Raw genomic sequence first — 25,521 nt, forward strand, 5'->3', positions numbered from 1 at the left:
CAGTTCAGCCGGGAACCTGTTCCCGGCTGAAAACGTTGTTGGGTTTGAGGGATTCGGTATTAGTAGCAAGGAGGCAGTGATGGCACTCTCGGAGCACGAGCAGCGGCTGCTTGACCAGTTGGAACAACAGCTTCATGCCGATGATCCCAAATTTGCCCACTCCATGGCGTCGAGCACGCCCCGCTCCATGTCCACGCGGCGCATTGTGCTTGGGTCGCTGGTCACTGTGGCAGGCTTGGCGGTTTTGCTGCTTGGAATCACCAACCAGTTCATCCCTGTGGGGGTGGTCGGCTTCCTCATCATGGGGGCAGGGGTGTACTACGCCACCACAAAGTCCAAGTTGAGCGGATCTGCTCCAGGCGGAGGCAAGGACACGAAAACGGCAAGCGCATCCCGCGGTAACGGCTTCCTCAGCAGCCTCGAAGAGAAATGGGATGAGCGCAAACGGGATCAACCGTAGCTTTACCCATTTGCTGGTAACCAGCGCCCTCCACTTTCAACCACCGGACCCGCTTAGATAGCGGGTCCGGTGGTTTTTTGATGTCCTCAGGGGCTTCTGTGCTACCGAACCCTGCTAACCGGTGCGCGGGCCTGCCCGCGGCGCGCCCCGGGACGCCCAACTTCCTCCACTTCCCACCACCGGGCTTCTTCCGCGTGTTCGCGTAGGTTTGACGCCACATTCGGAAGCGAAACGGACCGAAATGGATTGACGGGGGAGGAATGTGGAGTAAAGTGGTGGTCATAAGAGCGTAGTGGTTGCGCTTGGCCCTCCCGGGACGGACAGGCGGTGGCGGATGTTCCTCGGAACACACACTCCCCGCCTTGACGAAAAGGGGCGGTTGATCCTTCCGGCCAAGTTCCGCGATGAGCTGAGCGACGGCCTGGTATTGACCAGGGGACAGGAGCGCTGCATCTACGTTTTTAGTCAGCGGGAGTTCGAAAAGGTTCACGAGCAGATGCGGGAAGCACCCATATCTTCGCGTCAGGCAAGGGACTATATCCGTGTCTTCCTGTCCGGCGCTTCAGATGAGGTTCCGGATAAGCAGGGCCGGATTACTATTCCACCTGCTCTGCGGAACTACGCAGGGTTGGACCGGGAGCTGGCAGTGATCGGTGCGGGAAGCCGCGCGGAGATCTGGGATGCATCCGCCTGGAACAGCTATCTCGAAGAGAAGGAAACCTCCTTCTCCGAAACTGACGAAGATGCGCTGCCGGGCATTATCTGACAGCCGCTGCCAACCACCACAACAGGACATTCGACAAGCAAAGTACCCGGCAGGACAACAGCGAGGCCTTCTCTTGCATGAGACCTCCAGCCGCTTGGGCCTTGAACTACCTGACTCACCTTCCCCTGAGTCAGGCAGACAAGGGCCCGGAGCGGATGGGGATCTGATTCAAGAAGTGGCCGCAGGGATCAGGTCACCGGGTGCGCATCTGGAGGAACGGCAGGAAGGAGCGGGCAGATGGGCAAGGAGCGTCCTACCGAGGACCGGCACATCCCGGTACTGCGCGATCGTTGCCTGGCCCTCCTGGCGCCCGCAATCGAAACAGCCGGTGACCACGCCGTCGTCGCTGACGCCACCCTGGGCATGGGAGGCCACTCCGAAGCCCTCCTCGAACGGTTCCCCAAACTTCACCTGGTAGGCATCGACCGCGATCGCCAGGCGCTTCAGCTCGCCGCGGAGCGTCTTTCCGCCTATGAGAACCGGACGGATCTGGTTCATGCCGTCTATGACGAAATCCCGGCAGTTCTCGAAGACCTAGGGATCCCCCAAGTGCACGGCGTGTTGTTCGACCTCGGAGTCTCCTCCCTGCAGCTCGATGAGCGCGAAAGGGGCTTTGCCTATTCCTTTGATGCCCCGCTGGACATGCGCATGGACACCAGCACCGGACAGACCGCAGCAGAGGTGGTGAACACGTATCCGGAGAACGAGTTGCTTCGGATCATCCGCACCTGGGGCGAAGAGAAGTTCGCGGGGCGCATCGCGTCCGCAATCGTAGGAGCACGCCGGGAGAAGCCATTCGCAACCACCGGGGAGCTGGTGGACGCGATCCGCTCCGTGGTACCCGCCGGTGCGGCCCGCACAGGAGGGCATCCCGCTAAACGTACCTTCCAGGCATTGCGCATCGAGGTCAACGAAGAGCTCACCGTGCTCACCCGGGCCATCCCGTCCGCGATCGACGTTCTCGCGGTGCAGGGCCGTGTGGTTGCCATGTCCTACCACTCGCTCGAGGACAAGATCGTGAAGGCTGCGTTCGCTGCCGGAACGCGCTCCTCCGCCCCGCCGGGCTTCCCGGTGGAACTCGAAGAGCACAAGCCATACCTGAGCGCGCTCACCCGGGGGACCGAAGCCCCCACCGACCAGGAGATAGCGGATAATCCCCGCGCCGCCTCCGCGAAGCTTCGAGCAGTGGAACGCACCCGACCAAGCACGAGAGACAGGAACGCGCGATGAGCACTTCCCTGAAGTCGAGGCCAGCTGTGACGTCGCGCCCGCATTCGCACCCCAGCGCAAGCCGGCCGCAGGACGGCTACGCAGCGATGGGCGCGGTCGCCGGCAACACAGCCCGGGCGTTGTCCCTTCCGGCGGTACAGCAACCGGAGCGCGTACGACGCCGGACGCCTCTGTCCGTTGTGCCGGCCCGGCCCACGCGTGGCCGGGTCCCGTTCGCTGTTTTCAGTATGCTCGCCCTCGTTGCTGCGCTGGTGGTGGTACTAATGCTCAACATCTCCGTTTCGAGCAGCCAGTACCGGCTTGTGTCACTCCGCGGCGAGGAAGTGGCTTTGGCACAGGAGAACCAGGCGCTTACCCAGCAACTGGAGAACCTGCGCGCGCCACAGAATCTTGCTGTGGCGGCGGGTGAACTCGACATGGTCGCCTCCCCGACATTCGGCTCCATTGATATAGATTCGTTGACAGTCACCGGCAGCCCGGAGCCAGCCAAGGAGTCCGATGCACCGCCCGTTCTCATCCCGGCGCCAGCCGTGAGTACAACCAACGACGCCGGTACGGCGCCTGCGCCCGCGGAGCCTGCCGGCGCGGCCGGCGAGTCAGAGCTCCCGGCGGAAGCACCGCCGTCGTCCTCGGAGGAGACCCCGGCAGGCGAAGCGGAGGCCGCCGCGCCCACAGAGCCCGAACCGACGGGCGGCGGAACCATCCCGGCACCCCAGCAGGCCGCACCCGGACAGTAAGAACCTAATCGTCAAGCAATAGCGAGGATCCGACAGTGGCACGAGCGGAAACCCCCAACCACGAATCGCTTCGGGTGGCACTCGGAGCCGCGCGTCTGAGGGTGGGTTTGGCGTTCGTGCTCATCTTGCTGCTGGTGCTCGGCGTTCGACTCTTCCAGGTGCAGGGGCTAGACCTCGGAGGCATGGCCCAGGCGGGGCTCAACAAGCGGCTGGTCTCGCAGCCCGTGCCGGCCATCCGGGGGAGCATCCTAGACGACGAAGGCAACGAACTGGCGCACACGGTCCAGCGCTTCGACATTGTGGTTGACCAGACACTCAGCGACGTCGAATCCTTCTACCGGTTTGAAGACGAAACGGATGAGGAGCCCACTGAGATCCCGATGGAGCAGGGGTTCCAGGAGCTGTCCGCGATCCTCGGCCAGGATGTCGAAACGCTCAAAGCCTCGATCCTGGGCGAGGACAAGTTCGCCTTCGTGGCGCGCTCGGTTACGCCCGAGGTCCGCAATGATGTGATGGACGTCAAGATGCCCGGGGTTTACGCTGACCCCACGACCCTGCGCACCTATCCATCAGGAGCGGTCGCCGGATCCATTCTCGGATTCATGAGCGGCGACGGACGTGCGCTGAGCGGCATCGAACTCACCCAGGAAGATCGGCTGAGGGGAACGCCGGGAAGCCGCACCTTTGAAATCGGTGGCGACGGCATCCGCATCCCATACGCAACCAATGAGGATGTGCCTGCCCAGGACGGGCAGTCCGTCCGGCTCACCATCGACCAGGACCTGCAGTTCTTCGCACAGCAGACCATCGCCGCCCAGGTACAGGACTACAACGCGCAATGGGGCAGCATTGTGGTGATGGAGGCGGAAAGCGGCGCCATCAAGGCAATGGCGCAGTCCACGTCGCCGGACCCCAACAACTTCGCCGCGACGGACCCTGAGTTTCGGAAGGCTCTTTCCGTGACGGCCTCGTTCGAGCCGGGCTCCACCACCAAGCTCATCACCATGGCCGCCGCGCTGGAAGAAGGCATCATCGAGCCCACTAGCCGGTTCGAGATCCCGCCGAGCTACACGGTCGACGGCCAAACCTTCACGGACGCCTTCGAGCACGGCACCGAGCAGCGTACTGCTGCGGGAATCTTCGCCAAATCGATGAACACCGGCACAGTGATGATCGGCGAACAACTCACACCCCAACAGCGCTACGACTGGCTCCGCAAGTTCGGCGTCGGCGAGCCGCTCAACGTCGGGCTCAACGGTGAAACCTCCGGCATTTTGCCCACCCCCGATACCTGGGATCCCCGGCAGCAGTACACCGTCCTGTTCGGGCAGGGCCTCGCGCAGACCGCGCTCCACACAGCATCGATCTACCAGACGATCGCGAACGACGGCGTGCGGCTGCAGCCTCGCCTCATCGATGCCTATATTGACCCTGACGGCACGGAGCACAAGGTTCCGCAGGTGGAGGGCGCACGGGTTGTATCTGAGGAGACCGTGGGCAAGCTGCACAACATGCTCGAGACGGTGACAGTGGAGGGATCGGGTGCCACAGGGGCGCTGGAGGAGTACCGCGTAGGCTCGAAGACCGGCACCGCCGAAGCGCCAAGCCCCCAGGGAGGCTACGACGGCTACACACTCTCCTACGCGGGGATGGCTCCGATGGAGGACCCGAAGTACGTGGTGGTCGTGACCCTGCAGCGGCCCCAGGGAGACCTGTACTATCTGCTTCCGGGGGAATCTTTCCAGAAGGTCATGAAGCACGTCCTCAATTCGAATAACGTTCCGCCCTCCACCGGTAAGCCCGAAACTTACCCGGTTGTGTACTGATTTTTCGCGTAAGCAGGCTCCAGTGTCCATAAATGAGCAGTCAGGCGCCGCTGCGCGCATGCGTCCCGACGTCGTTGTGCCCCGCTCCATGGGCCAGATCCTCGCTGCCCTCCCGGCCGGGCTCCCTCCGGTGCAGCTCGTAGGCGGGGGAGACAACGACGACGGCGCCGCCTCGATCACAGGTGTCACCATCGACTCCCGGGAAGTGCTTCGCGGGGACCTGTACATCGCAGTGCCCGGCACCGGGCGTCACGGTGCCGACTTCACCGCCCAGGCGGTTGCCGAGGGCGCCAGCGCGGTGCTGACCGACGACGCGGGGCTGGAAACCGCAGCGGCGGCGCTTCGGGGGACCGGCATTCCGCTGTACCGTGCGGCGCCGGTGCGGGACTATGTCGGGCCCCTTGCCGCCGTCGTTTTCGACAGCCAGCCGCCGCGGGACCGTCCGATTCTTTTTGGGGTTACCGGAACCAACGGCAAGACCACCACCACCTACTTCCTGAACGCGCTGAGTGCTGCGCTGGGTCTGAGCACCGGCCTGATCGGCACGATCGAGATCCGCGCCGGGGACACAGCCATCCCGTCCGCACTGACAACACCCGAGTCCCCGCAGGTCCACGGGATCCTCGCGCTCATGCGGGAGAGGGGTATCGAGGCGGCCGCCATGGAGGTGTCCTCCCATGCCGTGGAGTACCGCCGGGTTGACGGTGTGCAGTTCGACGTCGTCGGCTTCACCAACCTCACCCAGGACCACCTCGACCTGCACGGCACCATGGACGAGTACTTCGACGCGAAGGCCGCCCTGTTCAGCCGGAATAGGGCGGACCGGGCGGTCATCATCGTGGACGATGAGTGGGGTCGGCGCCTGGCCCGGCGGACGGACCTGGAAACCGTCACGCTGTCGGTGAGCGGTGGATCGCCCGCGGACTGGATGGTATCCGGGATTTCCCGGGTCGGGTTGGGCCACGCCTTCACCCTTGAAGGGCCGGCGGGGGAGGAGCTCGTACTCCGCTGTGGACTGCCCGGAATCTTCAACGTGGCGAACGCTGCGTTGGCGGCCGTCATGGTTCTCGCAACGGGCACGACATGTCAGGACCTGCAGCGCGCGGCCGAGCTCCATGATCCCTTCACCACCGAAGTGCCTGGCCGGATGCAATTGATCGGCGAAAACCCGGCGGCGATTGTCGATTTCGCCCACAATCCGGATGCCCTCGCACTGACTCTCGAGTCAGTGCGAGTCCCTCAAGCGGATTCGCGCCTGCTCATCGTTTTCGGTGCAACAGGGCAGCGCGACGTCTCGAAGCGCCCGGTGATGGGAGCTACCGCCGCGCGCCTCGCCGACGTGGTGATCATCACTGACGATGATCCGCATGACGAGGACGAAGCGGTCATCCGCGCAGGTGTGCTGGAGGGCGCGCAAGGGGCTAAAGACGCCGAGAATCTTTCCTGCGAGATCCTTGAAATCTTCCCGCGGGCTGCTGCAATCGACCAGGCCGTGGCGCTGGCAAGAAAGGGCGACATCGTCCTTGTCGCGGGCCGCGGACACGAGGTCTGGCAGGAGGTCAAGGGCGTGAATCTGCCGCTGGATGACCGGGCTGAACTGGCGGCGGCATTGACACGGCATGGATTCTCTGCGCTCTCCGGCAACAGGATAGAGTCCTAGATCGTCATGATTGAATTCAGCGCAACCGAGATCGCGGCGGTCACCGGCGGTAGGCTCTCCGAGGCGGCTCAGAAGGAGCCCACGCTCGTTGTGAGCTCCGCCGCAACGGACTCACGCGAGAGCCGCCCGGGCGGTCTCTTCATCGCCAAACCGGGCGAGACCACAGACGGGCACAACTTCGTGGCTGCAGCCTTCGCGAACGGCGCGGTCCTTGCGCTGGCCGAGCGTGCAGTGGCCGACGACGACGGCACTGACCTTCCCGCCGTCGTGGTACCCGATGCGGTGGAAGCGATGGGCAAGCTGGCCGCCGAGACGGTACGCCGGCTAAGGGAACACTCCCCGCTGACTGTTATCGGCATCACCGGGTCGGCAGGCAAGACCACAACCAAGGATGTCCTTGCACAGCTGCTCGGCGCCGAAGGGCCCACGGTCGCGCCGATCGGCTCCTACAATGGGGAGATCGGCGTTCCGCTTACCGTCTTTTCCGCGGATTACGGTACGCGGTACCTCGTCATTGAGATGGGCGCCACGGGGGCCGGGCATATCGATTACCTCTGCTCGATGGTCAAGCCGGACATCGGCGTCGTGCTTTGCGTCGGCTCGGCCCACGCGGGTGAGTTCGGCGGAGTGGAGCGGATTGCCGAGGCGAAATCGGAACTCCCGCGCTCGCTCGGTGAGAAAGGGCTTGCCATCCTCAACGCCGATGATCACCGGGTTCGTGGGATGTCGAAGAGCACCCAGGCACCGGTTGTCTACTTCAGCGAGGATTCCACCTTCGAGAGCGCAGACAGCGCAGTTGTGCGCGCCGAAGAAGTCTTCCTGTCGGTTGAGGGAAACCCATGCTTCACGCTGGTCCTTCCGAACGGCGCCCGCCACGATGTGCGCCCCCTGCTGATCGGCCGGCATCATGTCGCCAACCTGCTGGCAGCGGCCTCGGCCGCGCATGCCGCGGGAGTGCCGGGGGAGAAGATCGCAGCCGGGCTGTGCGCGGCTCGGGCGGTGAGCCGCTGGAGAATGGAACGGACGGACCGTGCGGATGGCGTCACCGTGATCAACGATGCCTACAACGCCAACCCGGAGTCGATGCGCGCTGCCCTGGCCACCCTCGCTGAACTCGGACGCGGACGCCGCACCTGGGCGGTGCTGGGCGAGATGCTCGAACTCGGTGAGGAATCGGTCACAGCACACGACGCGATCGGGCGCGTTGTGGTCAGGCTGAATATATCGAAGCTGATCGTTGTCGGGGACGGAGCACGGGCTCTGCACGCCGGCGCCGTGCTGGAAGGTTCCTGGGGAGACGAAGCGCTGTTCGCCCGCGATGTCAGTGAGGCCGCGGAAATCCTCGACCGCGAACTTGTTCCCGGGGACCTCGTGCTCGTGAAATCCTCCAACGGAGCCGGACTGCGCCATCTGGGCGATCGGATAGCATTGGCCTCAGACTCTTCGCCGGCGGTGCCCGACGATCATCCGGGATCACAGGGTGGGCCGAACGGACCTGATCCGAAGAACCAGGGGGGCACCACGCCGTGATTGCGCTGCTGATAGCCTCCGCCTCGGCCCTCGTCCTTGCCCTGATCGGGACGCCGCTCTTCATCCGCCTCCTGGTGAACAAAAGCTACGGCCAGTTCATCCGGGATGACGGACCAACTGCACATCACACCAAGCGCGGAACGCCGACCATGGGCGGTGCCGTGATCGTTGGGTCGGTGGTGCTCGCATACTTCGGCACGCACCTGATCATGATGGCCGCCGGAGTTTCAGACGGTCCCACAGCCTCAGGAATGCTGCTTTTGCTGGTGACCGTCGGAATGGGACTTGTCGGGTTCTTCGATGACTACATCAAGATCTCCAAACAGCGAAGCCTTGGGCTCAGCGCGCCGGCCAAGATCATCGGCCAGACGGTGGTGGGCGTTCTCTTCGCCATCCTTGCCCTGAACTTCCCGGACGCGAACGGGCGCACTCCGGCGTCGACAGCTATCTCCTTCGTTCGCGACACAGCGTTCGATCTCGCGTTCGCGGGCTCCCTCATCGGCGCAATCCTCTTTGTCTTATGGTCGAACCTGATCATCACGGCAGCCTCCAACGGGGTAAACCTCGCGGACGGGCTTGATGGGCTCGCCAGCGGAGCGTCCGTTTTCGTTTTCGGGGCTTACATGCTCCTTGGAATCTGGCAGTTCAACCAGCGCTGCGCGGACCCTTCAGTTCCGGCGAACATCTGCTACGAGGTGCGGGACCCACTGGATCTCGCGTTGATCGCGGGAGCCATGTGCGGCGCCCTTGTCGGATTCCTGTGGTGGAATACCTCACCCGCCAAGATCTTCATGGGCGACACCGGGTCGCTGGCAATCGGCGGCGCGATCGCCGGGTTTGCGATCCTTTCGCGCACCCAGCTGCTCCTGGTGATAATGGCCGGCCTGTTTGTCATGATCACGCTGTCCGTCATTATCCAGGTGGGATTCTTCAAGCTCTCGGGCGGCAAGCGCGTCTTCAAGATGGCTCCGCTGCAGCACCACTTCGAGCTGAAGGGTTGGCAGGAGGTCACCGTGGTGGTGCGCTTCTGGATCCTGGCGGGACTCTTCGTCGCCGTCGCCTTGGGTATCTTCTACGCTGAATGGGTTGTACTGCTGTGACTTTCGAGGGTGCCACGGACCGGCTGGATCATCTCAAGACGTGGGACGCCGACTGGGCCGGACTCCGCGTGGTGGTCGCGGGAATAGGGCTTTCCGGGTTCTCAGCCGCCGACACCCTGATTGAACTCGGCGCCCGGGTCGTGGTGTGCGACGCCACGGACTCGGAGGAGAACCGGGCCAAAGCCGACACACTGCGAATCGTGGGTGCCGTGGAGGTCCTGCTGGGAGCAGAGCCCGCGCAAACGCTCCCTGACGTAGAGGGATCGGCACCAGAGCTCATTGTCACCTCACCCGGTTGGCGTCCGAACCAACCTTTGCTCGCGGCCGCCGCGGGCTCGGGCATCCCGATCTGGGGGGACGTTGAACTCGCCTGGCGCGTCCGCGTCCGCGAAGGAAGACCCACAGCCGAGTGGTTGACCATCACCGGCACAAACGGCAAGACCACCACGGTAACCCTCGCAGAGTCCATGCTGCGGGCAGCGGGTCTGCGCGCGGTTGCGGCAGGCAATGTCGGTACGCCGTTGCTCGATGCCATTCGTGACCCGCAGGGGTATGACGTGATCGCCGTTGAACTTTCAAGCTTCCAGCTCCACTGGAGTTCCAGCATTGCTCCGCTGGCCAGCGTCTGCCTTAATCTCGCCGAAGATCATGTGGACTGGCACGGAAGCTTTGAGGCCTACCGGGCGGACAAGGCCAAAATCTACGAGAACACGCAGATTGCCTGTATCTACAACGTAGAGGATCCCGCCACCGAACGGATGGTCGAGGAAGCCGATGTCCAGGAGGGTTGCCGGGCCATCGGCTTCACCACGGACACGCCGGCAATCAGCATGATGGGCGTAGTGGACGGCCTGCTGGTTGACCGCGCGTTCATCGAGCAGAGGAAGGACTCTGCCGCTGAACTTGCCTCCGTCACCGACCTCGGTGAGGTCGTTCCCCGGCACCTGGTGGCCAACGCGCTGGCCGCCGCCGCGCTGGTGCGGGCGGCGGGAGTACCGGCGGCGGCCGTGCGGGACGGGCTCCGAAACTTCTCTCCGTCCGGCCACCGCATAGAACTGGTGGCAGCACGGGACGGAGTGCTGTGGATCAACGATTCCAAGGCAACGAATCCACACGCGGCGGATGCCTCGCTGTCCTCCTTCCACTCGGTCGTCTGGATCGCGGGCGGGCTTTCCAAGGGCGTCGACTACACGGATCTGGTCCGCAGGAATGTGACGCGTTTCAAGGCCGTGGTCCTGATCGGGAAGGACAGTTCGGACCTCGCGTCCGCTCTGGCCCGACACGCACCGGATGTTCCGCTGATACACCCGGCAGCGGGTCACACTGGTAAGGACGGGTTGCCGGTCGAGAACTCGAACTCCGACGGCGTCCTGGCCATGCGGGCGGCAGTTTCTGAGTCGCTACGGATAGCCGAGGACGGCGACACGGTGCTCATGGCGCCGGCGGCCGCGTCAATGGACCAGTTCCCTTCCTACGATCGCCGTGGCGACGCCTTCATCGAGGCGGTCCGCGGGATTGTGGAGGGACAGGGATTCACCGCTAAGGAGTTGTAATGGTCAGCACGCCCACCCGGCATCCCCGCCGGAAACCGGCGTTGCGGCCGCACCCCGTAGCCAAGCGGTCCACACCGACAACGCAAGCGGAAAGCTCACCGGGCCCCGCCGTCGTCGAACCCCCTCCGGAAAGAACCGGATTAGTAGGTAAGTTTGTTCGCCTTTGGCGCTTCCTCGAGGGGTCCGACAAACAAACCAGCGGTTCCAGTTACTACATGATTCTCGGCGCCACCCTGGCACTGACCGCCATCGGTCTCATGATGGTCCTCTCGGCGTCCTCCGTGGAGTCGATCGCCAAGGCTGCGTCAAGCGTTGAACCTACTGACGAGGGCGCGATCGTCTTCGACTTCTTCTTCAAGCAGAGCATGTATGCCGTGCTCGGTGTTGTCATGATGCTTGTCCTCTCACGCTTTGGGCCCCGAATGTTCAAAATACTGGCGTGGCCGGGACTCGGCGTCGCGGTGGTTCTCCTGGTTCTTGTGCTCATCATCGGTGAAAGCATCAACGGGAACCAGAACTGGATCCGCATCGGCAACCAGTCGCTGCAACCGTCCGAACCCGCCAAACTGGCCCTCGCACTCTGGTGCGCCACCGTGCTGGAGAGGAAGCGCGGGCTCGTCAGGGACTGGAAGCACGCGCTCGTCCCTGTGCTGCCGCTCGGTGGAGTCATCCTCCTACTGGTGATGCTCGGTGGGGACCTCGGGACCGCGATCATCCTTGGAATGATCATTGCGGCCGCGCTCTTCTTCGCCGGAGCGCCAATGAGGATGTTCATTCTTCTCGGGGTCGTCGGGATCGCCGCGGCTTTCGGCGCCACGTTACTGAACTCCACCCGGAGTACACGCATCGAAGCCTGGCTGCGCCTCAACTGTGAGAGCGCCCTGGACCCGTGCTTCCAATCGAACCAAGGCCTGTTCGCCCTTGCCTCCGGCGGTTGGTGGGGCGTGGGAATCGGGCAGAGTCGCCAGAAATGGAACTGGATCCCGGAAGCGCACAACGATTTCATCTTCGCCATCATCGGCGAGGAGTTCGGTCTCGTCGGAACGCTCGTGGTTATCATCCTGTTCGGCATCCTGGCCGTCGCCACGCTCCGGGTTGCCCGGCGTTACACCGATCCCTTCGTGCGGATCCTGATGGGATCGATCATGGTGTGGCTGATCGGGCAGGCGTTCGTCAATATCGGTATGGTCACGGGTGTGCTGCCCGTCATCGGAGTACCTTTGCCGTTCATCTCCTATGGTGGTTCGGCTCTGACCTTCACCCTGGCGGCGGTTGGCGTACTCCTGGCCTTCGCGCGCCGGATGCCCCCTGCCGTCCCCGAACCCGCCCAGATCGCAAGCAGCATGGAAAAGAGCAAGAGAACACCTTGAGCGAGCCCACAAACCCGTCCGTTGTCCTCGCCGGCGGTGGTACGGCCGGTCATATCAGTCCGCTGCTGGCCATCGCACGCGCCCTGGACGAAGCCCAACCCGGCGTTTCCATCGTTGCGGTCGGTACCGCAGCCGGAATGGAAACCCGCATGGTGCCCGAGGCCGGTTACCGGCTTGAGACTATCGAACGCGTGCCCATGCCCCGCAGGCCGTCGATTGACCTGATCAAGTTGCCGGTGAGGCTCCTTCGCGCAGTGCGGCAGGCCCTCCGAATCATCGATGCAGCGTCAGCGGACGTCGTCGTCGGGGTTGGCGGTTATGTCTCGACGCCCCTCTACCTCGCCGCCTGGCTTCGCCGTGTTCCGGTGGTCATCCATGAGGCGAACGCGCGGCCGGGCCTGGCGAACCGCCTCGGCTCCCGGATAGCGAAGACAGTCGCCGTCGCCTTCCGCGGGACCGGCCTGCCGGATGAGCAGTGGGTGGGTATGCCCATGCGCAAGGAGATTTCAACCCTCGACCGCACAAGCGCCCGTGCTGCGGCACGGGAACGCCTCGGGCTGGATCCGCAGTTGCCTACCCTGATAGTCACCGGTGGTTCATCCGGGGCTGCCAGTATCAACCGAGCGGTGGCCGAAGCCGCTGCGGGGTTCGGCACGGATGGGTCAGGCGTACAGGTTCTGCACATCACGGGCCGGGACAAGCAGGTCACCGGGCCGGACGGTCGACTGCTTACCCGGCCGGGATACCGCCAGATCGAGTTCGTCGACGGCATGGAGAACGTCTACGCCGCGGCCGACCTCCTGCTCGCGCGTGCCGGCGCGGCGACCGTCTGTGAAGTTGCCGCGGTAGGTCTGCCCGCCATCCTGGTGCCCCTGCCGCACGGCAACGGTGAGCAGCGCCGAAACGCTGCCGAGCTCGTCGCGGCGGGCGGTGCAGTTCTGGTGGAGGACGCGCGTCTTTCGGGGAGCTGGCTCACAGCCGAGGCGCTCCCGCTCACACGAGACACCGCGCGGCTGGCACGGATGTCCGCTGCCGCCGCACCCCTGGGCGTGCGTGACGCCGACGCCAGGATGGCCGGCCTGATCCTCGACGCTGCTGGAGTTCGCCCATGAGCGCGGTAGTAGCAGAGCTGGGCACGGTCCACTTCATCGGGCTTGGCGGTGCGGGGATGTCCGCCGTCGCAAGGGTACTGCTCGGGAGATCGGTACCGGTCTCCGGGTCGGATGCGGCGGATTCAAGGGGACTCCAGGCACTTGCTGCACTCGGCGCTCGCGTGCACGTCGGGCATGACGCCGCAAACCTTGGCTCTGCGGACACGGTCGTCGTCTCGAGCGCTATCCGGGAGAGCAATCCGGAACTTCTCGAGGCCAAAACGCGCGGACTGCGGGTACTTCACCGCTCGGAGGCACTGGCGGCAGCGATGGACGGACGTACCGTGGTCGCGGTGGCTGGCACCCACGGCAAAACCACCACCACATCCATGATCACCGTCATGCTGCAGGCTGCAGGCAGGGCGCCGTCGTTCGCCATCGGCGGGGACGTTGCGGCACTGGGGGTGAACGCCGCCTGGGAAGAAGGCGAGGTCTTCGTGGCCGAGGCGGATGAATCCGATGGCTCCTTCCTCAACTACCGGCCGCGCATCGGTGTCGTGACCAATGTCGAGGCCGATCATCTGGACCACTACGGTTCGGCGGCCGCGGTGTTCGAATCGTTCGACCGTTTCGCGGCGCTCCTTCCCGACGACGACGGCGTTCTGGTTGCGTGCCGGGATGACGAGGGTGCCGCGGCTCTCGCCGAGCGGACGGCCGGCTCGCGTCGCGTGTGCACCTACGGATACGGCGAGAGCGCCGACGTGCGAGTCAGTGCCACCCGGGCTGTGGGAAGCACCTCCAACAGTCTCCTGTCCTTCACGCTGGACGGTCTGGACAGCCAGCAGGAACTTCAGCTGGGCGTACCGGGACGGCACAACGTCCTGAACGCTGCAGCCGCCTTCGCAGTGGGGCTGGAGCTGGGAGTGGATCCAGCGGCCGCAGCCGCGGGCCTTGCCGCTTTCTCCGGCGCCGCCCGCCGGTTCGAGGCTAAAGGCGAGAACCGCGGTGTGCGGGTTTTCGATGAGTACGCGCACCACCCAACAGAGGTTGCTGCAGCGATGGCCGCTGCGCGTACGGTTGCGGGTGATCACAGAGTGCACGTCCTCTTCCAACCGCACCTCTTCTCCCGCACGCGTGAGTTCGCGGTGGAATTCGCCGCTGCGCTGTCCCAGGCCGACTCGGTCCGCGTGCTCGACATCTATGCCGCGCGTGAAGATCCTGTGCCGGGAGTGACCAGCCGGCGGATCACCGACCGCCTTACGGTTCCCGGCGGCTACTTCCCCGACGCCGAGAACGCTTTGCGTGAGATCGTGCATACAGCGCAGCCCGGAGACATCGTCCTGACGGTCGGAGCAGGCGACGTTACCCGATTCGGCCCTGTGCTGGTCGAACTGCTTGCCGAAGATGGAGGAGGTTCGTCATGAGCTCCCGCGCTCCACGCCGGCCGAACAGCGGCAGACCCCCGGCGTCGTCGTTCGCCTCCGACACCATCAGCGCACAGAAAAGCGTTCCCGAGGCGGCTGCGGAGCACAGGGGAGAAGCGCCCCAGGAAGCCATTACTGCACGGAAGGACGCCCCGGTTGCCCTGATGGACCGAGGTGAGGATTCCGGCACCGTCGTCGCATTCCCTGAACCGCAGGCGCGGCGACGACGGCGGTGGTGGCTGATCGGCACCTCCGCCGTGATACTGGCGATTGCCGGGTTGCTCGCCTACCTCGTTTTCTCGCCTGCCCTGGCAGTGCGGAACCTGGACATCCAGGGCAACGGGCTGGTGCCCACCGAACGGGTGTCGGCTGCCCTGGCACCGCTCGTAGGGAGGTCCCTCACCCAGATCAGCGACGACGATGTGCGTGCGCTGCTGGCTGACTTCCCGCCTGTCCAGGATGTTTCCGTGGCTGCCTCTCCGCCCTCGACCCTGAACGTCACCATCGTCGAGCGCGTGCCTGTCGCCATTTTGGAAAGCGGCGGGAAATTTCTCCTCATCGATTCCGAGGGCCGCGAGCTGGCCACCGTCGCTGAGCGCGAGTCCGTGGCGCTGCCACTGATCGACGGCGGCGAGAACGCCGTGAACAGCGATGTGTTCTCTTCGATCACAGCGGTGCTGGCCTCGCTGCCGGCCGACATTCTGGAACGGTTAGTGCACGCTTCCGCGAACTCCATTGACTCGGTGGAATTGAAGTTGACGGACGGTAAGACGATCTTTTGGGGAAGCGCTGAGGAGAACGCTGCCAAAGCGCGGGTTCTTGCGGCGCTGCTCACCCTCGGAGAGCAGGATCCGCCGGTCTCGGTGTACGACATAAGCACGCCATCGCGCCCGGTAACCCGATGAAGTTTTCCGACACGCTGCGGTGGTCATTGCATGGCAGTGCCACTGCCCCTAGCGTCTCAGTAAGAAGTTACTTGACATAACGTTAACCCTCAAGTTGAGAGTGAACGTTATCCAGGTTGAAGGTTGGGCACTCAGCTTTCAATATCCCAATACAGCGCACAGATCGAACAAGGGACACAGGACGTGGCAGCACCGCAGAATTACTTGGCCGTCATCAAGGTCGTCGGCATCGGCGGCGGTGGCGTGAACGCCGTAAACCGCATGATTGAGGTCGGGCTGCGCGGCGTGGAATTCATCGCCATCAATACCGATGCGCAGGCGCTGCTGATGAGCGACGCCGACGTGAAGCTTGACGTCGGACGTGAACTCACAAGGGGCCTGGGCGCAGGCGCGGATCCCGAGGTTGGACGCAAGGCGGCTGAAGACCATGCCGAGGAGATCGAAGAGGTAATTCGCGGCGCCGACATGGTCTTCGTCACTGCAGGAGAAGGCGGCGGCACGGGCACGGGCGGGGCTCCCGTCGTTGCGCGCATCGCACGTTCGCTTGGAGCGCTGACCATCGGTGTTGTGACGCGTCCGTTCACCTTCGAAGGACGCCGCCGTTCGAATCAGGCGGAGACCGGCATTGACACCCTGCGGGACGAGGTCGACACGCTGATTGTCATCCCGAATGACAGGCTGCTTTCGATCAGCGACCGTAACGTCTCTATGCTCGATGCGTTCCGCTCCGCGGACCAGGTGCTGCTCTCCGGTGTTCAGGGCATCACCGATCTCATCACCACCCCGGGCCTTATCAACCTCGACTTCGCCGACGTCAAGTCGGTCATGCAGGGTGCCGGATCAGCGCTCATGGGCATCGGCTCGGCTCGCGGAGAGGATCGCGCGGTCAAGGCAGCAGAGCTGGCTATCGCTTCGCCGCTGCTTGAGGCGTCGATTGACGGGGCGCATGGGGTCCTGCTTTCGATTCAGGGTGGCTCGGACCTCGGTCTGTTCGAGATCAACGAGGCAGCGCGCCTGGTCCAGGAAGTTGCGCATCCTGAGGCGAACATCATCTTCGGTGCCGTTATCGACGACGCCCTCGGCGACGAAGCGCGTGTGACGGTTATCGCCGCCGGCTTCGACCAGGTGGATGCGACGTCCCAGCCGGCGACACCGGCGGCGAAGCCGGCTTCGGCGCCCGCTGTCGGCAGGGAGGCCGCACCCGTGCCGCAGACTGTTGCCGCAGGCGTGGGAGGCGGCTGGGCGCATAACTCCTCCAACGGCAGCCGCAACGACGTGCCTGGAGATTCAGGCTTTGATGTCGACCTCCCCGCCGTCGTCGAACCTGACTACTCGGCAGGCCGCTCGGATGACCTGGACGTTCCCGACTTCCTAAAGTAAGCGGTGTTCTTCTGGACATCGCTGGCTGCTGCCGGCGTTCGGATCGCCTTCACGAGTCGGGCGGCCGGTAACCTTGCAACGCATGTCGGTGATGATCCGGAAAGATCAGCACGCAACAGGTCCGTCCTGGAATCGGGAATGGGGATCGCGCCCGGATCGCTGCGGTTCATGAACCAGACCCATTCGACCATCGTGGCGCAGGTTGTATGTGGGGTTCCTGACGCTGATGCTCTGGTCAGCCCGGCAGGATCGGAAGCGTTGGCCGTGCTGGTTGCGGACTGCGTGCCGGTGGTCCTCGTTGGCGTTGATTCCCATGGTGCCGCTTCCACCGCGGTGGTGCATGCAGGCAGAAAAGGGGTGGAAGGCAACATCGCAGGCAGGGCCGTCAGCAGTCTTCGGGAATCCGGAGCGGAGACGGTCAACGCCTGGATTGGGCCGTCCGTTTGTGGTGCGTGTTACGAGGTCCCCGCGGAATTGCGGGCGCGCGTGGCAGGTGCAGTGCCCTCGACCTTCAGCACCACGAGCTGGGGGACGCCGGCGCTGGACCTTCCCACGGGCGTTCGCACTCAGCTGGGCGCGGCCGGGGCGCTGGTTCAGGAACTCGGTCCGGCCCCCAGTCACCTCTGCAGCCTCGAGAACGATGAACTGTTCTCGCATCGCGCCGTGGGCAGGGGACGTCCGGTAGGACGTATGGCGGGGTTGGTGTGGCAGGCATGATCCACCCCGACAGGCGCGCCCAACTAGCGGGCAACCTCGGCCGGGTCAGGGCGCGCATAGATGAAGCGTTGGCCGCTACGGGCAGTGCCAGCCGTCCCACCCTCATCGTGGTCACAAAGTTCTTCCCCGCATCGGATGTCGGCTTACTGGCTTCGCTTGGCGTGCAGGATGTAGGCGAAAACCGCGATCAGGAAGCTGCGGCGAAGGCGGCAGAGGCCTCAGACCCGCGCTTACGGTGGCATTTCATTGGGCAGCTGCAGACAAACAAGGCGCGGTCCGTGGTTGCCTATGCGCACTCCGTGCACTCCGTGGACCGGGTTTCGCTTGTCAACGCCCTTGAGAAGGCCGTAGCGAAGGAGCAGGAGCGTCGGGCGGAGACCGGTGAGCCGGCGCGCACCCCGCTCGAGTGCTACGTGCAGGTGAACCTCGCGGACAACCCGACCGGCAGCCGGGGCGGGGCCGTGCCATCGGAGGTACCCGAGCTCGCGACCCGAATTGACGATGCCGGCCAGCTGCGGTTGGCAGGGGTCATGGCCGTCGCCCCGCTGGGAGCAGATCCCCGTGAGGCGTTCGCGCGGCTGGCAGCGATCTCGGCCGACGTCGTCGCCCGCCACCCCGAAGCCCGGGCGATCTCGGCCGGGATGAGCGGTGATTTGGAGCATGCAATCGTAGCGGGCGCGACACACCTGCGCGTCGGCTCAGATGTCCTCGGCGCGCGACCGCCCTTGGGGTAGCGTCAACGCTGTAACCGCGGGCGTTTCGCACCACCGGTGCATGACGAAGGAATGACAGGAGCTACCATGGCTGGCGCACTGCGCAAGACAATGATCTACCTTGGGCTCGCCGACGGTGACGAGCACTACGAGCCCGAGCCCAAGACATCCAACAGCAGGAATGAGGACTACTCCGTGGACTACGACCGTGACGAGCGCCATGTTGATCCTGCGCCCGTGACCAAGGCCGCCCCGGAGGAGTACCGTGCGCCGGTTACCCCGATCAAACGTGCGCAGTCGGCCCGTGAGGACGCTTCTTCCCTACGCCAGATCACTACGGTGCACCCTCGTTCCTACAATGATGCGAAGCTCATCGGCGAAAGCTTCCGGGACGGTATTCCAGTCATCATGAACGTGACTGATATGGGCGAGGCAGACGCCAAGCGCCTCGTTGACTTCTCCGCCGGGCTTGTCTTCGGGTTGCATGGATCGATCGAGCGTGTCACGAACAAGGTATTCCTGCTGTCCCCGTCCTACATCGAAGTATTGGGCGAGGATCAGAAGGCCAGCGATGGCCAGGCCAGTTTCTTCAATCAGAGCTGACACGGTTTACTGTTTACAGACAACTATTCCGTTTCATGCCAGAGGACTGTGACTGACACGTGAGCTTGGTGTTCGCTCTGATCTACCTGGTGCTGATGCTTTTCCAGCTCGCGCTGATCATCCGCATCGTGTATGACGCAGTGCAGATGTTCGCGCGGGGTTGGCGGCCGCGCAGGCTTGCCCTGGTTCTCGCGTCTGCGATCTATTCGGTCACTGACCCGCCCATCCGGCTGTTTCGGCGGCTCATTCCGCCGCTGCGTCTTGGGGGTGTTTCCCTGGATCTTGCGTTCCTTGTTGTCTTCCTCGGAGCGACTATTCTCAAGACCGTTGCCCGTGTGCTGGCCGAGGCCTGAGCCGGTTAGTTTTCGAGACCTAAAAGATATACGCTGAATCACATATTGGTGTGAATCAGGAGTTTTACCTCCCCAAGCACGTCCACAATTCGGTACCGTTGTCAGGTCTGCTCGACAGGCGGCTTCGACTAAATCCACTATGAGGTGACCAGATGGCCCTGACGCCAGAAGATGTTGTCAACAAGCGGTTTCAGCCCACCAAGTTCCGTGAGGGGTATGACCAGGACGAGGTGGATGACTTCCTCGATGAGATCGTCGTGGAGCTTCGTCGCCTGAACCAGGAGAACGACGACCTCCGTCGTCAGCTGTCGGAGGCCCCCACCGGCACTTCCCAGAATGCCGCAGTGCCGGCACCCGTGGCTGCCAGCGCGCAGACCGAAGAGGTCCGCGAGGAAAAGAAGCCCGAAGAGCCGAAGGTCGAGGCTCCCAAGGTGGAGGAGCGGCCGGCTCCTGCCCCCGTCCAGCAGTCCGGCGGCGCAGAGTCAGCCGCTGGTGTGCTTGCGATGGCTCAGAAGCTGCACGATGAATACGTCAATGCCGGCGTTGAGCAGCGCGACAAGATCATCGCGGAGGCCCAGATCGAGGCAAGCGGTCTCGTCAACGATGCCCAGGAGAAGAGCCGCAAGACTCTTGGCGCCCTCGAGCAGCAGAAAGCTGTCCTGGAGCGCAAGGTGGAGCAGCTCCGCAGCTTCGAGCGGGACTACCGCTCACGCCTGAAGGCCTACATCGAGGGCCAGCTGCGCGACCTCGATTCCCGCGGATCCGTGGCTTCGGAAACCGCAGACGCCTAAAAGGCCGTTGGATTAAAGGGCCGGCTGCCGGGTTCACCCGGCAGCCGGCCTTTGCCGTACGCTGGATGGCGAGCTAAGCGTCCAAGCGCCGCTGCTAGGCGCGCACTATCGAAAGCATCATGACCGAGCAACCTCCTGTTCCGAACCCAGAGTCCGGCCGCAACCATGCAAAGCATGGCAAGCGAATCGGAGCCCGCTATGCGCTGCTGCTCGTCGCGTGCACACTGATTGCTTATATCTTCGACCAACTGACGAAGATCTGGGTGGTCTCGACCATGGTTGAAGGCCAGATCACCGAAGTTCTCCCCCCGGTCCTGAGTTGGCATTTCATCCGAAACTCCGGCGCCGCCTTCTCCATCGGCACGGAGATCACCTGGGTATTCACGATCATCCAGGCCCTGGTATCGGTGGCAATCATCACCCAGATCCGCAAGGTTGCTTCCTGGGGATGGGCTGTTGCCCTAGGACTCGTCCTTGGTGGTGCGGTGGGCAACCTCACTGACCGTCTCTTCCGGGAACCGGCATTCGGCCAGGGACACGTTGTCGATTTCATCGCGCTGCCGAACTTCGCCATCTTCAACATCGCTGACAGCGCGGTGGTGAGCGGCGTAGTGCTGATCTGTCTGCTTACGCTTCGCGGCATCGGCCTCGACGGGCGCCGAAGCAACGAAACGGAAAACAAAGAAGCAGACAACCAGGAGCAAAAAGAAGCTCCGGACGCCGGGGTGAACGATGACGATCGGCCCTAGGAGTTACGGCGTTCCTGACTCGGCTGCGGGCCAGCGTATCGACGCTGTGCTGGCCGCACTGACGGGAGAGTCCCGTTCGACAGCCGCAGCATGGTGCGCTGCCGGCGCTGTCAGAATCGAGGGCGTTGCGGTGCAGAAATCCGCCAAGGCGGTCGCTGGGACTACCCTCACCGTCGTTGTGCCCATCGAGCGGAACCCACTCGAAGTGGTGCCGGAAGCCGTTGAGGGGATGGAGATCCTCCTTGATGATGATGACTTCCTGGTCATAGACAAGCCGGTGGGCGTGGCCGCGCACCCTTCTCCCGGTTGGGTAGGCCCCACTGTGGTCGGCGCACTGGCCGCGGCAGGTTATCGAATCTCCACCTCGGGCGCTCCCGAGCGGGCAGGTATAGTTCATCGGCTCGATGTCGGCACCTCAGGGGCCATGGCGGTTGCGAAGTCCGAGCACGCGTACACCCTGTTGAAGCGTGCCTTCAAGGAGCGGACGGTAGGCAAGCAGTACCACGCGCTCGTCCAGGGTTTGCCTGATCCGCTTGAAGGCACCATTGACGCACCCATTGGACGTCATCCCGCCCATGACTGGAAGTTCGCCGTCATGGAGGACGGACGTCCTTCGATCACCCACTATGCGATGGTGGAGGCGTTCGGCAGGGCCAGTCTGCTCAAGGTACGCCTGGAAACCGGTCGTACCCACCAGATCCGCGTCCACTTCTCGGCGATACGTCACCCGTGTGCAGGTGACCTTACCTACGGTGCGGACCCCCGACTCGCAGCAGAGCTCGGTCTCACACGCCAGTGGCTGCATGCCAGCCAATTGTCATTCGACCATCCCCGCGGCGGCGAGCGGGTAGTGATCGACAGCAAGTTCCCAATGGACCTGCAGTATGCCCTGGACGCATTGGCCAGCGGGACTATCTGAGTCCGACACCCGCCCGGCACACACTGGAAGGCTGCCGGTGCTCGCTAGAATGAGTTGGTGGTTTCCTCAGCTCTGTCCTCCCGAGTCGCCAACGACTCCTTCGTCCACCTTCACAATCACACCGAGTACTCCATGCTGGACGGTGCGGCGCGACTGAGCGATCTGTTCAGCCATACTGCCGAACTCGGCATGAGTGCACTGGCCACCACTGACCACGGATTTGTCTTCGGAGCCTTCGACTTCTGGAACAAGGCGCGCAACGCCGGTGTGAAACCGATCGTCGGCGTGGAGGCGTATCTCACCCCCGGAACGGCACGCGCCGATAAGACGCGCGTGAAGTGGGGCGGAGGAGGACGCGACGACGTATCCGGCGCCGGTGCCTATACCCACATGACCCTCTGGTCGGAAACAACCGAGGGTATGCACAACCTTTTCCGGATGTCCTCCCTCGCCTCGCTGGAGGGATACCTCTACAAGCCGCGCATGGACCGCGATCTGCTGCAGACCTACGGCAAGGGACTGATCGCAACAACGGGGTGCCCCTCCGGAGAGGTGCAGACCAAACTGCGGCTCGGCCTGTACCGGGAAGCAATGCAGGCGGCTTCAGACTTCCGGGACATCTTCGGCCCGGAGAACTTCTTCTGTGAACTGATGGACCATGGGCTGGACATCGAACGAAACGTGCAGGCGGACCTGATCAAGCTTGCACGGGAGCTGGGCCTTCCGCTGGTTGCCACGAACGACCTTCACTACACCCATGCCGAAGACTCGAAAGCGCACGCTGCACTGCTGTGCGTCCAGTCCGGGTCCACCATGGCTGATCCCAAGCGCTTCAAGTTCGACGCCGATGAGTTCTACCTGAAGTCGCCGGCAGAAATGCGGTCTATCTTCCGCGACTACCAGGATGCTTGCGACAACACCCTGCTCATCGCGGAGCGGTGCAACGTCGAATTCAACACGAACGCAAACTACATGCCGCGCTTCCCCGTGCCGGAAGGGGAAAACGAGCAGTCGTGGTTCGTGAAGGAAGTCGAGAAGGGGCTTCATTACCGGTACCCGGAAGGAATCCCGGATGATGTCCGCAAGCAGGCGGACTACGAGGTAGGCGTCATCTCGCAGATGGGCTTCCCGGGATACTTCCTTGTTGTCGCCGACTTCATCAACTGGGCAAAGAACAACGGGATCCGCGTTGGACCCGGCCGCGGATCGGGTGCGGGTTCCATGGCCGCGTACGCAATGCGGATCACGGACCTTGATCCGCTGCGTCACGGACTGATCTTCGAGCGCTTCCTCAACCCGGACCGTGTGTCAATGCCCGACTTCGACGTCGACTTCGACGATCGCCGCCGCTCCGAGGTGATCCGTTACGTCACTGAGAAGTACGGCGACGAGCGTGTGGCCATGATCGTGACCTACGGAACCATCAAGGCGAAGCAGGCGCTGAAGGACTCATCGCGTGTCATGGGTTATCCGTTCTCCATGGGGGAGCGGCTAACCAAGGCGATGCCGCCGGACGTCATGGGCAAGGGAATCTCCCTGGCCGACGTCCACAACAAGGAGGCAAAACGCTATTCGGAAGCCGAAGAGCTCCGTGAACTTTTGAAGGCCGACGCAGATGCACAGAAGGTCTTCGAAACCGCGCTCGGCCTTGAGGGCCTGAAGCGCCAGTGGGGTGTGCACGCCGCCGGCGTCATCATGTCGTCTGAGCCTCTCATCGACATCATCCCGATCATGCGCCGCGACCAGGACGGCCAGATTATCACCCAGTTCGATTACCCCACCTGTGAGGGCCTCGGCCTGATCAAGATGGACTTCCTGGGTTTGCGAAACCTGACGATCATGACGGACGCTCTCGAGAATATCCAGTTCAACCGCAACTTCGAACTGGACCTCGAGACGCTGCCGCTTGAAGACAAGGAGTCCTACGAGCTCCTTGCCCGGGGCGACACGCTGGGGGTCTTCCAGCTCGACGGCGGCCCCATGCGTTCGTTGCTGAAGCTCATGCGTCCGGACAACTTCGAGGACATCTCAGCTGTCATCGCGCTCTATCGGCCCGGGCCGATGGGCGCCAACTCACACACGAACTATGCGCTGCGCAAGACAGGCGTGCAGGAGATCACACCGATCCATCCCGAGCTCGAAGAACCGCTCGCGGAGATCCTCAACACAACCTATGGCCTGATCGTGTATCAGGAGCAGGTGATGGCGATCGCCCAGAGGGTTGCCGGCTACTCGCTTGGGCAGGCCGATATTTTGCGCCGTGCAATGGGTAAGAAAAAGAAGGAGGAACTGGACAAGCAGTTCGCCGGCTTCTCACAGGGCATGCAGGACAACGGCTTTTCGGCCGCCGCGATCAAAACCCTCTGGGATATCCTCCTTCCCTTCTCGGACTATGCGTTCAACAAAGCGCACTCGGCCGCCTACGGCGTCGTTGCTTATTGGACCGCCTACCTGAAAGCCCACTATCCGTCCGAATACATGGCGGCGCTGCTGACCAGCGTGGGGGATGACAAGGACAAGCTCGCGCTGTACCTGAACGAATGCCGCCGAATGGGCATCACCGTGCTGCCGCCCGACGTCAATGAGTCGAGCGTCAACTTCACTCCGGTCGGCACCGACATCCGGTTCGGCATGGGCGCAATCCGCAACGTCGGAGCGAACGTCGTGGGTGCCATGGTTGCTGCCCGGGAGGAAAAGGGCGCGTTTGAATCCTTCTCGGATTTCCTGCAGAAAGTCCCGGCCGTTGTCTGCAACAAGCGCACCATCGAATCTCTGATCAAGGCGGGAGCGTTCGATTCGCTCGGACACCCCCGCCGTGCCCTGGCGATGATTCATGAGGAAGCCGTGGACTCCGTCGTCGTCCTCAAACGCAATGAAGCGGCGAACCAGTTCGACCTATTCAGTGCGTTCGATGATCCCAGCGCCGGAACCGGGCTCACCGTCGATGTGCCCGATCTGCCCGAGTGGGCAAAGAAGGACAAGCTTGCGTTCGAGCGGGACATGCTCGGGCTGTATGTGTCGGATCACCCGTTGCAGGGTCTCGAGGGCCTCCTGAGCCAGCACGCCGATTCAGCGATCACCTCCGTAATCGGCGAAGATGGCCCGACCGACGGCGCCATTGTCACTATCGCAGGTATGATCACCTCGCTGCAGCGCAGGATAGCGAAGAACAGCGGCAATGCGTACGCCCGTGCTGAGATTGAGGACCTCGGGGGCTCGATGGAGGTCATGTTCTTCGGCCAGGTGTACGGGCCGATCGCATCCGTGCTGGCGGAGGATCTGATCGTTGTGGTCCGCGGGCGCCTTCAGAGGCGCGACGACGGCACGGTCACCCTGAATGCGCAGGAGCTGTCAATTCCTGACCTCACCGAGGGGCACTCCGGGCCGGTGGTCATCTCCCTGCTGCACCATCGGGCCACCGAACCCGTGATCAACGAACTCGGGTCCGTACTGCGCCAGCACCGGGGCACTTCCGAAGTGCGGCTGCATGTGAGGCAGGAACGCCAGCTCTCAGTGCTTTCGCTGCCCGTGGACCTGAGGGTCAATCCCACGCCTGCGCTGTTTGGCGATCTCAAGGTGCTGCTCGGTCCAGCGTGCCTTGATGCGTGAGATGCGTGAGATGCGTGGGATGCGAGGGTTAGGGT

At 63.5% G+C, this 25,521-nt stretch carries 22 protein-coding genes; all 22 read left to right on the forward strand.

All coding sequences use genetic code 11. The features are described 5' to 3' along the window. The first annotated feature begins 79 nt into the window (after window positions 1-79). The 22 genes from BJ994_RS05775 (at window position 80) to dnaE (ending at window position 25,486) form a co-directional block, all read left to right on the forward strand. Window positions 80-460, forward strand: coding sequence for a DUF3040 domain-containing protein (locus BJ994_RS05775; protein WP_167992415.1), 381 nt, complete (start codon window positions 80-82; stop codon window positions 458-460). 334 nt (window positions 461-794) lie between these two features. Further along, the gene (mraZ, locus tag BJ994_RS05780; RefSeq protein ID WP_167992418.1) at window positions 795-1,226 is read left to right on the forward strand and encodes a division/cell wall cluster transcriptional repressor MraZ; all 432 of its coding nucleotides are present in this window, start codon (window positions 795-797) and stop codon (window positions 1,224-1,226) included. 237 nt (window positions 1,227-1,463) lie between these two features. Further along, window positions 1,464-2,456 (forward strand): 16S rRNA (cytosine(1402)-N(4))-methyltransferase RsmH, encoded by a 993-nt coding sequence (gene rsmH, locus BJ994_RS05785; RefSeq protein WP_167992421.1) that lies wholly within the window; start codon window positions 1,464-1,466, stop codon window positions 2,454-2,456. After that, the gene (gene ftsL / locus BJ994_RS05790) at window positions 2,453-3,193 is read left to right on the forward strand and encodes a cell division protein FtsL (protein WP_167992423.1); all 741 of its coding nucleotides are present in this window, start codon (window positions 2,453-2,455) and stop codon (window positions 3,191-3,193) included. Before rsmH ends, ftsL begins: the two co-directional genes overlap by 4 nt. A gap of 35 nt (window positions 3,194-3,228) precedes the next feature. Then, window positions 3,229-5,019 carry a peptidoglycan D,D-transpeptidase FtsI family protein gene (locus BJ994_RS05795; protein ID WP_342450298.1) on the forward strand — a complete coding sequence of 597 codons (1,791 nt, stop codon included), beginning with the start codon at window positions 3,229-3,231 and terminating at the stop codon, window positions 5,017-5,019. 58 nt (window positions 5,020-5,077) lie between these two features. Continuing rightward, window positions 5,078-6,679 (forward strand): UDP-N-acetylmuramoyl-L-alanyl-D-glutamate--2,6-diaminopimelate ligase, encoded by a 1,602-nt coding sequence (locus tag BJ994_RS05800; protein ID WP_167995879.1) that lies wholly within the window; start codon window positions 5,078-5,080, stop codon window positions 6,677-6,679. Between the two features lie 6 nt (window positions 6,680-6,685). Continuing rightward, window positions 6,686-8,209 (forward strand): UDP-N-acetylmuramoyl-tripeptide--D-alanyl-D-alanine ligase, encoded by a 1,524-nt coding sequence (locus tag BJ994_RS05805; RefSeq protein ID WP_167992425.1) that lies wholly within the window; start codon window positions 6,686-6,688, stop codon window positions 8,207-8,209. Next, window positions 8,206-9,309, forward strand: a complete 1,104-nt coding sequence (gene mraY / locus BJ994_RS05810; protein ID WP_167992427.1) for a phospho-N-acetylmuramoyl-pentapeptide-transferase — start codon at window positions 8,206-8,208, stop codon at window positions 9,307-9,309. The genes BJ994_RS05805 and mraY overlap by 4 nt, the downstream gene beginning before the upstream one ends. Then, on the forward strand, window positions 9,291-10,862 hold the full coding sequence (gene murD, locus BJ994_RS05815; protein WP_167992428.1) for a UDP-N-acetylmuramoyl-L-alanine--D-glutamate ligase: 1,572 nt from the start codon (window positions 9,291-9,293) through the stop codon (window positions 10,860-10,862). The genes mraY and murD overlap by 19 nt, the downstream gene beginning before the upstream one ends. After that, entirely contained in the window at window positions 10,862-12,232 is a 1,371-nt protein-coding gene (ftsW, locus tag BJ994_RS05820; protein WP_167992429.1) for a putative lipid II flippase FtsW, read from the forward strand. Before murD ends, ftsW begins: the two co-directional genes overlap by 1 nt. Further along, window positions 12,229-13,344: an undecaprenyldiphospho-muramoylpentapeptide beta-N-acetylglucosaminyltransferase gene (gene murG, locus BJ994_RS05825; RefSeq protein ID WP_167992430.1), complete on the forward strand. Its 1,116-nt coding sequence runs from the start codon at window positions 12,229-12,231 to the stop codon at window positions 13,342-13,344. The genes ftsW and murG overlap by 4 nt, the downstream gene beginning before the upstream one ends. Further along, entirely contained in the window at window positions 13,341-14,747 is a 1,407-nt protein-coding gene (murC, locus tag BJ994_RS05830) for a UDP-N-acetylmuramate--L-alanine ligase (RefSeq protein ID WP_167992431.1), read from the forward strand. The genes murG and murC overlap by 4 nt, the downstream gene beginning before the upstream one ends. After that, window positions 14,744-15,652 carry a cell division protein FtsQ/DivIB gene (locus tag BJ994_RS05835; RefSeq protein ID WP_167992432.1) on the forward strand — a complete coding sequence of 303 codons (909 nt, stop codon included), beginning with the start codon at window positions 14,744-14,746 and terminating at the stop codon, window positions 15,650-15,652. Before murC ends, BJ994_RS05835 begins: the two co-directional genes overlap by 4 nt. A gap of 183 nt (window positions 15,653-15,835) precedes the next feature. Beyond that, the gene (gene ftsZ / locus BJ994_RS05840) at window positions 15,836-17,032 is read left to right on the forward strand and encodes a cell division protein FtsZ (protein ID WP_167992433.1); all 1,197 of its coding nucleotides are present in this window, start codon (window positions 15,836-15,838) and stop codon (window positions 17,030-17,032) included. A 3-nt stretch (window positions 17,033-17,035) separates the two neighbouring features. Then, a complete protein-coding gene (locus BJ994_RS05845) occupies window positions 17,036-17,749 on the forward strand; it encodes a laccase domain-containing protein (RefSeq protein ID WP_167992436.1) in 714 nt (237 codons plus the stop codon). After that, the gene (locus BJ994_RS05850) at window positions 17,746-18,483 is read left to right on the forward strand and encodes a YggS family pyridoxal phosphate-dependent enzyme (protein WP_167995880.1); all 738 of its coding nucleotides are present in this window, start codon (window positions 17,746-17,748) and stop codon (window positions 18,481-18,483) included. The genes BJ994_RS05845 and BJ994_RS05850 overlap by 4 nt, the downstream gene beginning before the upstream one ends. A 66-nt stretch (window positions 18,484-18,549) precedes the next feature. Further along, window positions 18,550-19,065, forward strand: a complete 516-nt coding sequence (locus tag BJ994_RS05855; protein WP_167992439.1) for a cell division protein SepF — start codon at window positions 18,550-18,552, stop codon at window positions 19,063-19,065. A gap of 59 nt (window positions 19,066-19,124) precedes the next feature. Then, window positions 19,125-19,418: a YggT family protein gene (locus tag BJ994_RS05860; RefSeq protein WP_167992441.1), complete on the forward strand. Its 294-nt coding sequence runs from the start codon at window positions 19,125-19,127 to the stop codon at window positions 19,416-19,418. 152 nt (window positions 19,419-19,570) lie between these two features. Further along, entirely contained in the window at window positions 19,571-20,209 is a 639-nt protein-coding gene (locus tag BJ994_RS05865; RefSeq protein ID WP_167992444.1) for a DivIVA domain-containing protein, read from the forward strand. A 119-nt stretch (window positions 20,210-20,328) separates the two neighbouring features. Continuing rightward, window positions 20,329-20,958 (forward strand): signal peptidase II, encoded by a 630-nt coding sequence (gene lspA / locus BJ994_RS05870; protein ID WP_167992446.1) that lies wholly within the window; start codon window positions 20,329-20,331, stop codon window positions 20,956-20,958. Beyond that, on the forward strand, window positions 20,942-21,877 hold the full coding sequence (locus BJ994_RS05875) for an RluA family pseudouridine synthase (protein ID WP_167992448.1): 936 nt from the start codon (window positions 20,942-20,944) through the stop codon (window positions 21,875-21,877). Before lspA ends, BJ994_RS05875 begins: the two co-directional genes overlap by 17 nt. A 57-nt stretch (window positions 21,878-21,934) precedes the next feature. Continuing rightward, window positions 21,935-25,486 (forward strand): DNA polymerase III subunit alpha, encoded by a 3,552-nt coding sequence (gene dnaE, locus BJ994_RS05880; RefSeq protein WP_425339367.1) that lies wholly within the window; start codon window positions 21,935-21,937, stop codon window positions 25,484-25,486. Window positions 25,487-25,521: the final 35 nt, after the last annotated feature.

It is taken from the genome of Arthrobacter pigmenti (assembly GCF_011927905.1).
Lineage (GTDB): Bacteria > Actinomycetota > Actinomycetes > Actinomycetales > Micrococcaceae > Arthrobacter_D > Arthrobacter_D pigmenti.

Coding starts and splice junctions, on each gene's coding strand:
- BJ994_RS05775 (WP_167992415.1), top strand. CDS start 80: ATGGCACTCTCGGAGCACGAGCAGCGGCTGCTTGACCAGTTGGAACAA.
- mraZ (WP_167992418.1), top strand. CDS start 795: ATGTTCCTCGGAACACACACTCCCCGCCTTGACGAAAAGGGGCGGTTG.
- rsmH (WP_167992421.1), top strand. CDS start 1,464: ATGGGCAAGGAGCGTCCTACCGAGGACCGGCACATCCCGGTACTGCGC.
- ftsL (WP_167992423.1), top strand. CDS start 2,453: ATGAGCACTTCCCTGAAGTCGAGGCCAGCTGTGACGTCGCGCCCGCAT.
- BJ994_RS05800 (WP_167995879.1), top strand. CDS start 5,078: ATGCGTCCCGACGTCGTTGTGCCCCGCTCCATGGGCCAGATCCTCGCT.
- BJ994_RS05805 (WP_167992425.1), top strand. CDS start 6,686: ATGATTGAATTCAGCGCAACCGAGATCGCGGCGGTCACCGGCGGTAGG.
- murD (WP_167992428.1), top strand. CDS start 9,291: ATGGGTTGTACTGCTGTGACTTTCGAGGGTGCCACGGACCGGCTGGAT.
- ftsW (WP_167992429.1), top strand. CDS start 10,862: ATGGTCAGCACGCCCACCCGGCATCCCCGCCGGAAACCGGCGTTGCGG.
- murC (WP_167992431.1), top strand. CDS start 13,341: ATGAGCGCGGTAGTAGCAGAGCTGGGCACGGTCCACTTCATCGGGCTT.
- BJ994_RS05835 (WP_167992432.1), top strand. CDS start 14,744: ATGAGCTCCCGCGCTCCACGCCGGCCGAACAGCGGCAGACCCCCGGCG.
- BJ994_RS05850 (WP_167995880.1), top strand. CDS start 17,746: ATGATCCACCCCGACAGGCGCGCCCAACTAGCGGGCAACCTCGGCCGG.
- BJ994_RS05855 (WP_167992439.1), top strand. CDS start 18,550: ATGGCTGGCGCACTGCGCAAGACAATGATCTACCTTGGGCTCGCCGAC.
- BJ994_RS05865 (WP_167992444.1), top strand. CDS start 19,571: ATGGCCCTGACGCCAGAAGATGTTGTCAACAAGCGGTTTCAGCCCACC.
- lspA (WP_167992446.1), top strand. CDS start 20,329: ATGACCGAGCAACCTCCTGTTCCGAACCCAGAGTCCGGCCGCAACCAT.
- BJ994_RS05875 (WP_167992448.1), top strand. CDS start 20,942: ATGACGATCGGCCCTAGGAGTTACGGCGTTCCTGACTCGGCTGCGGGC.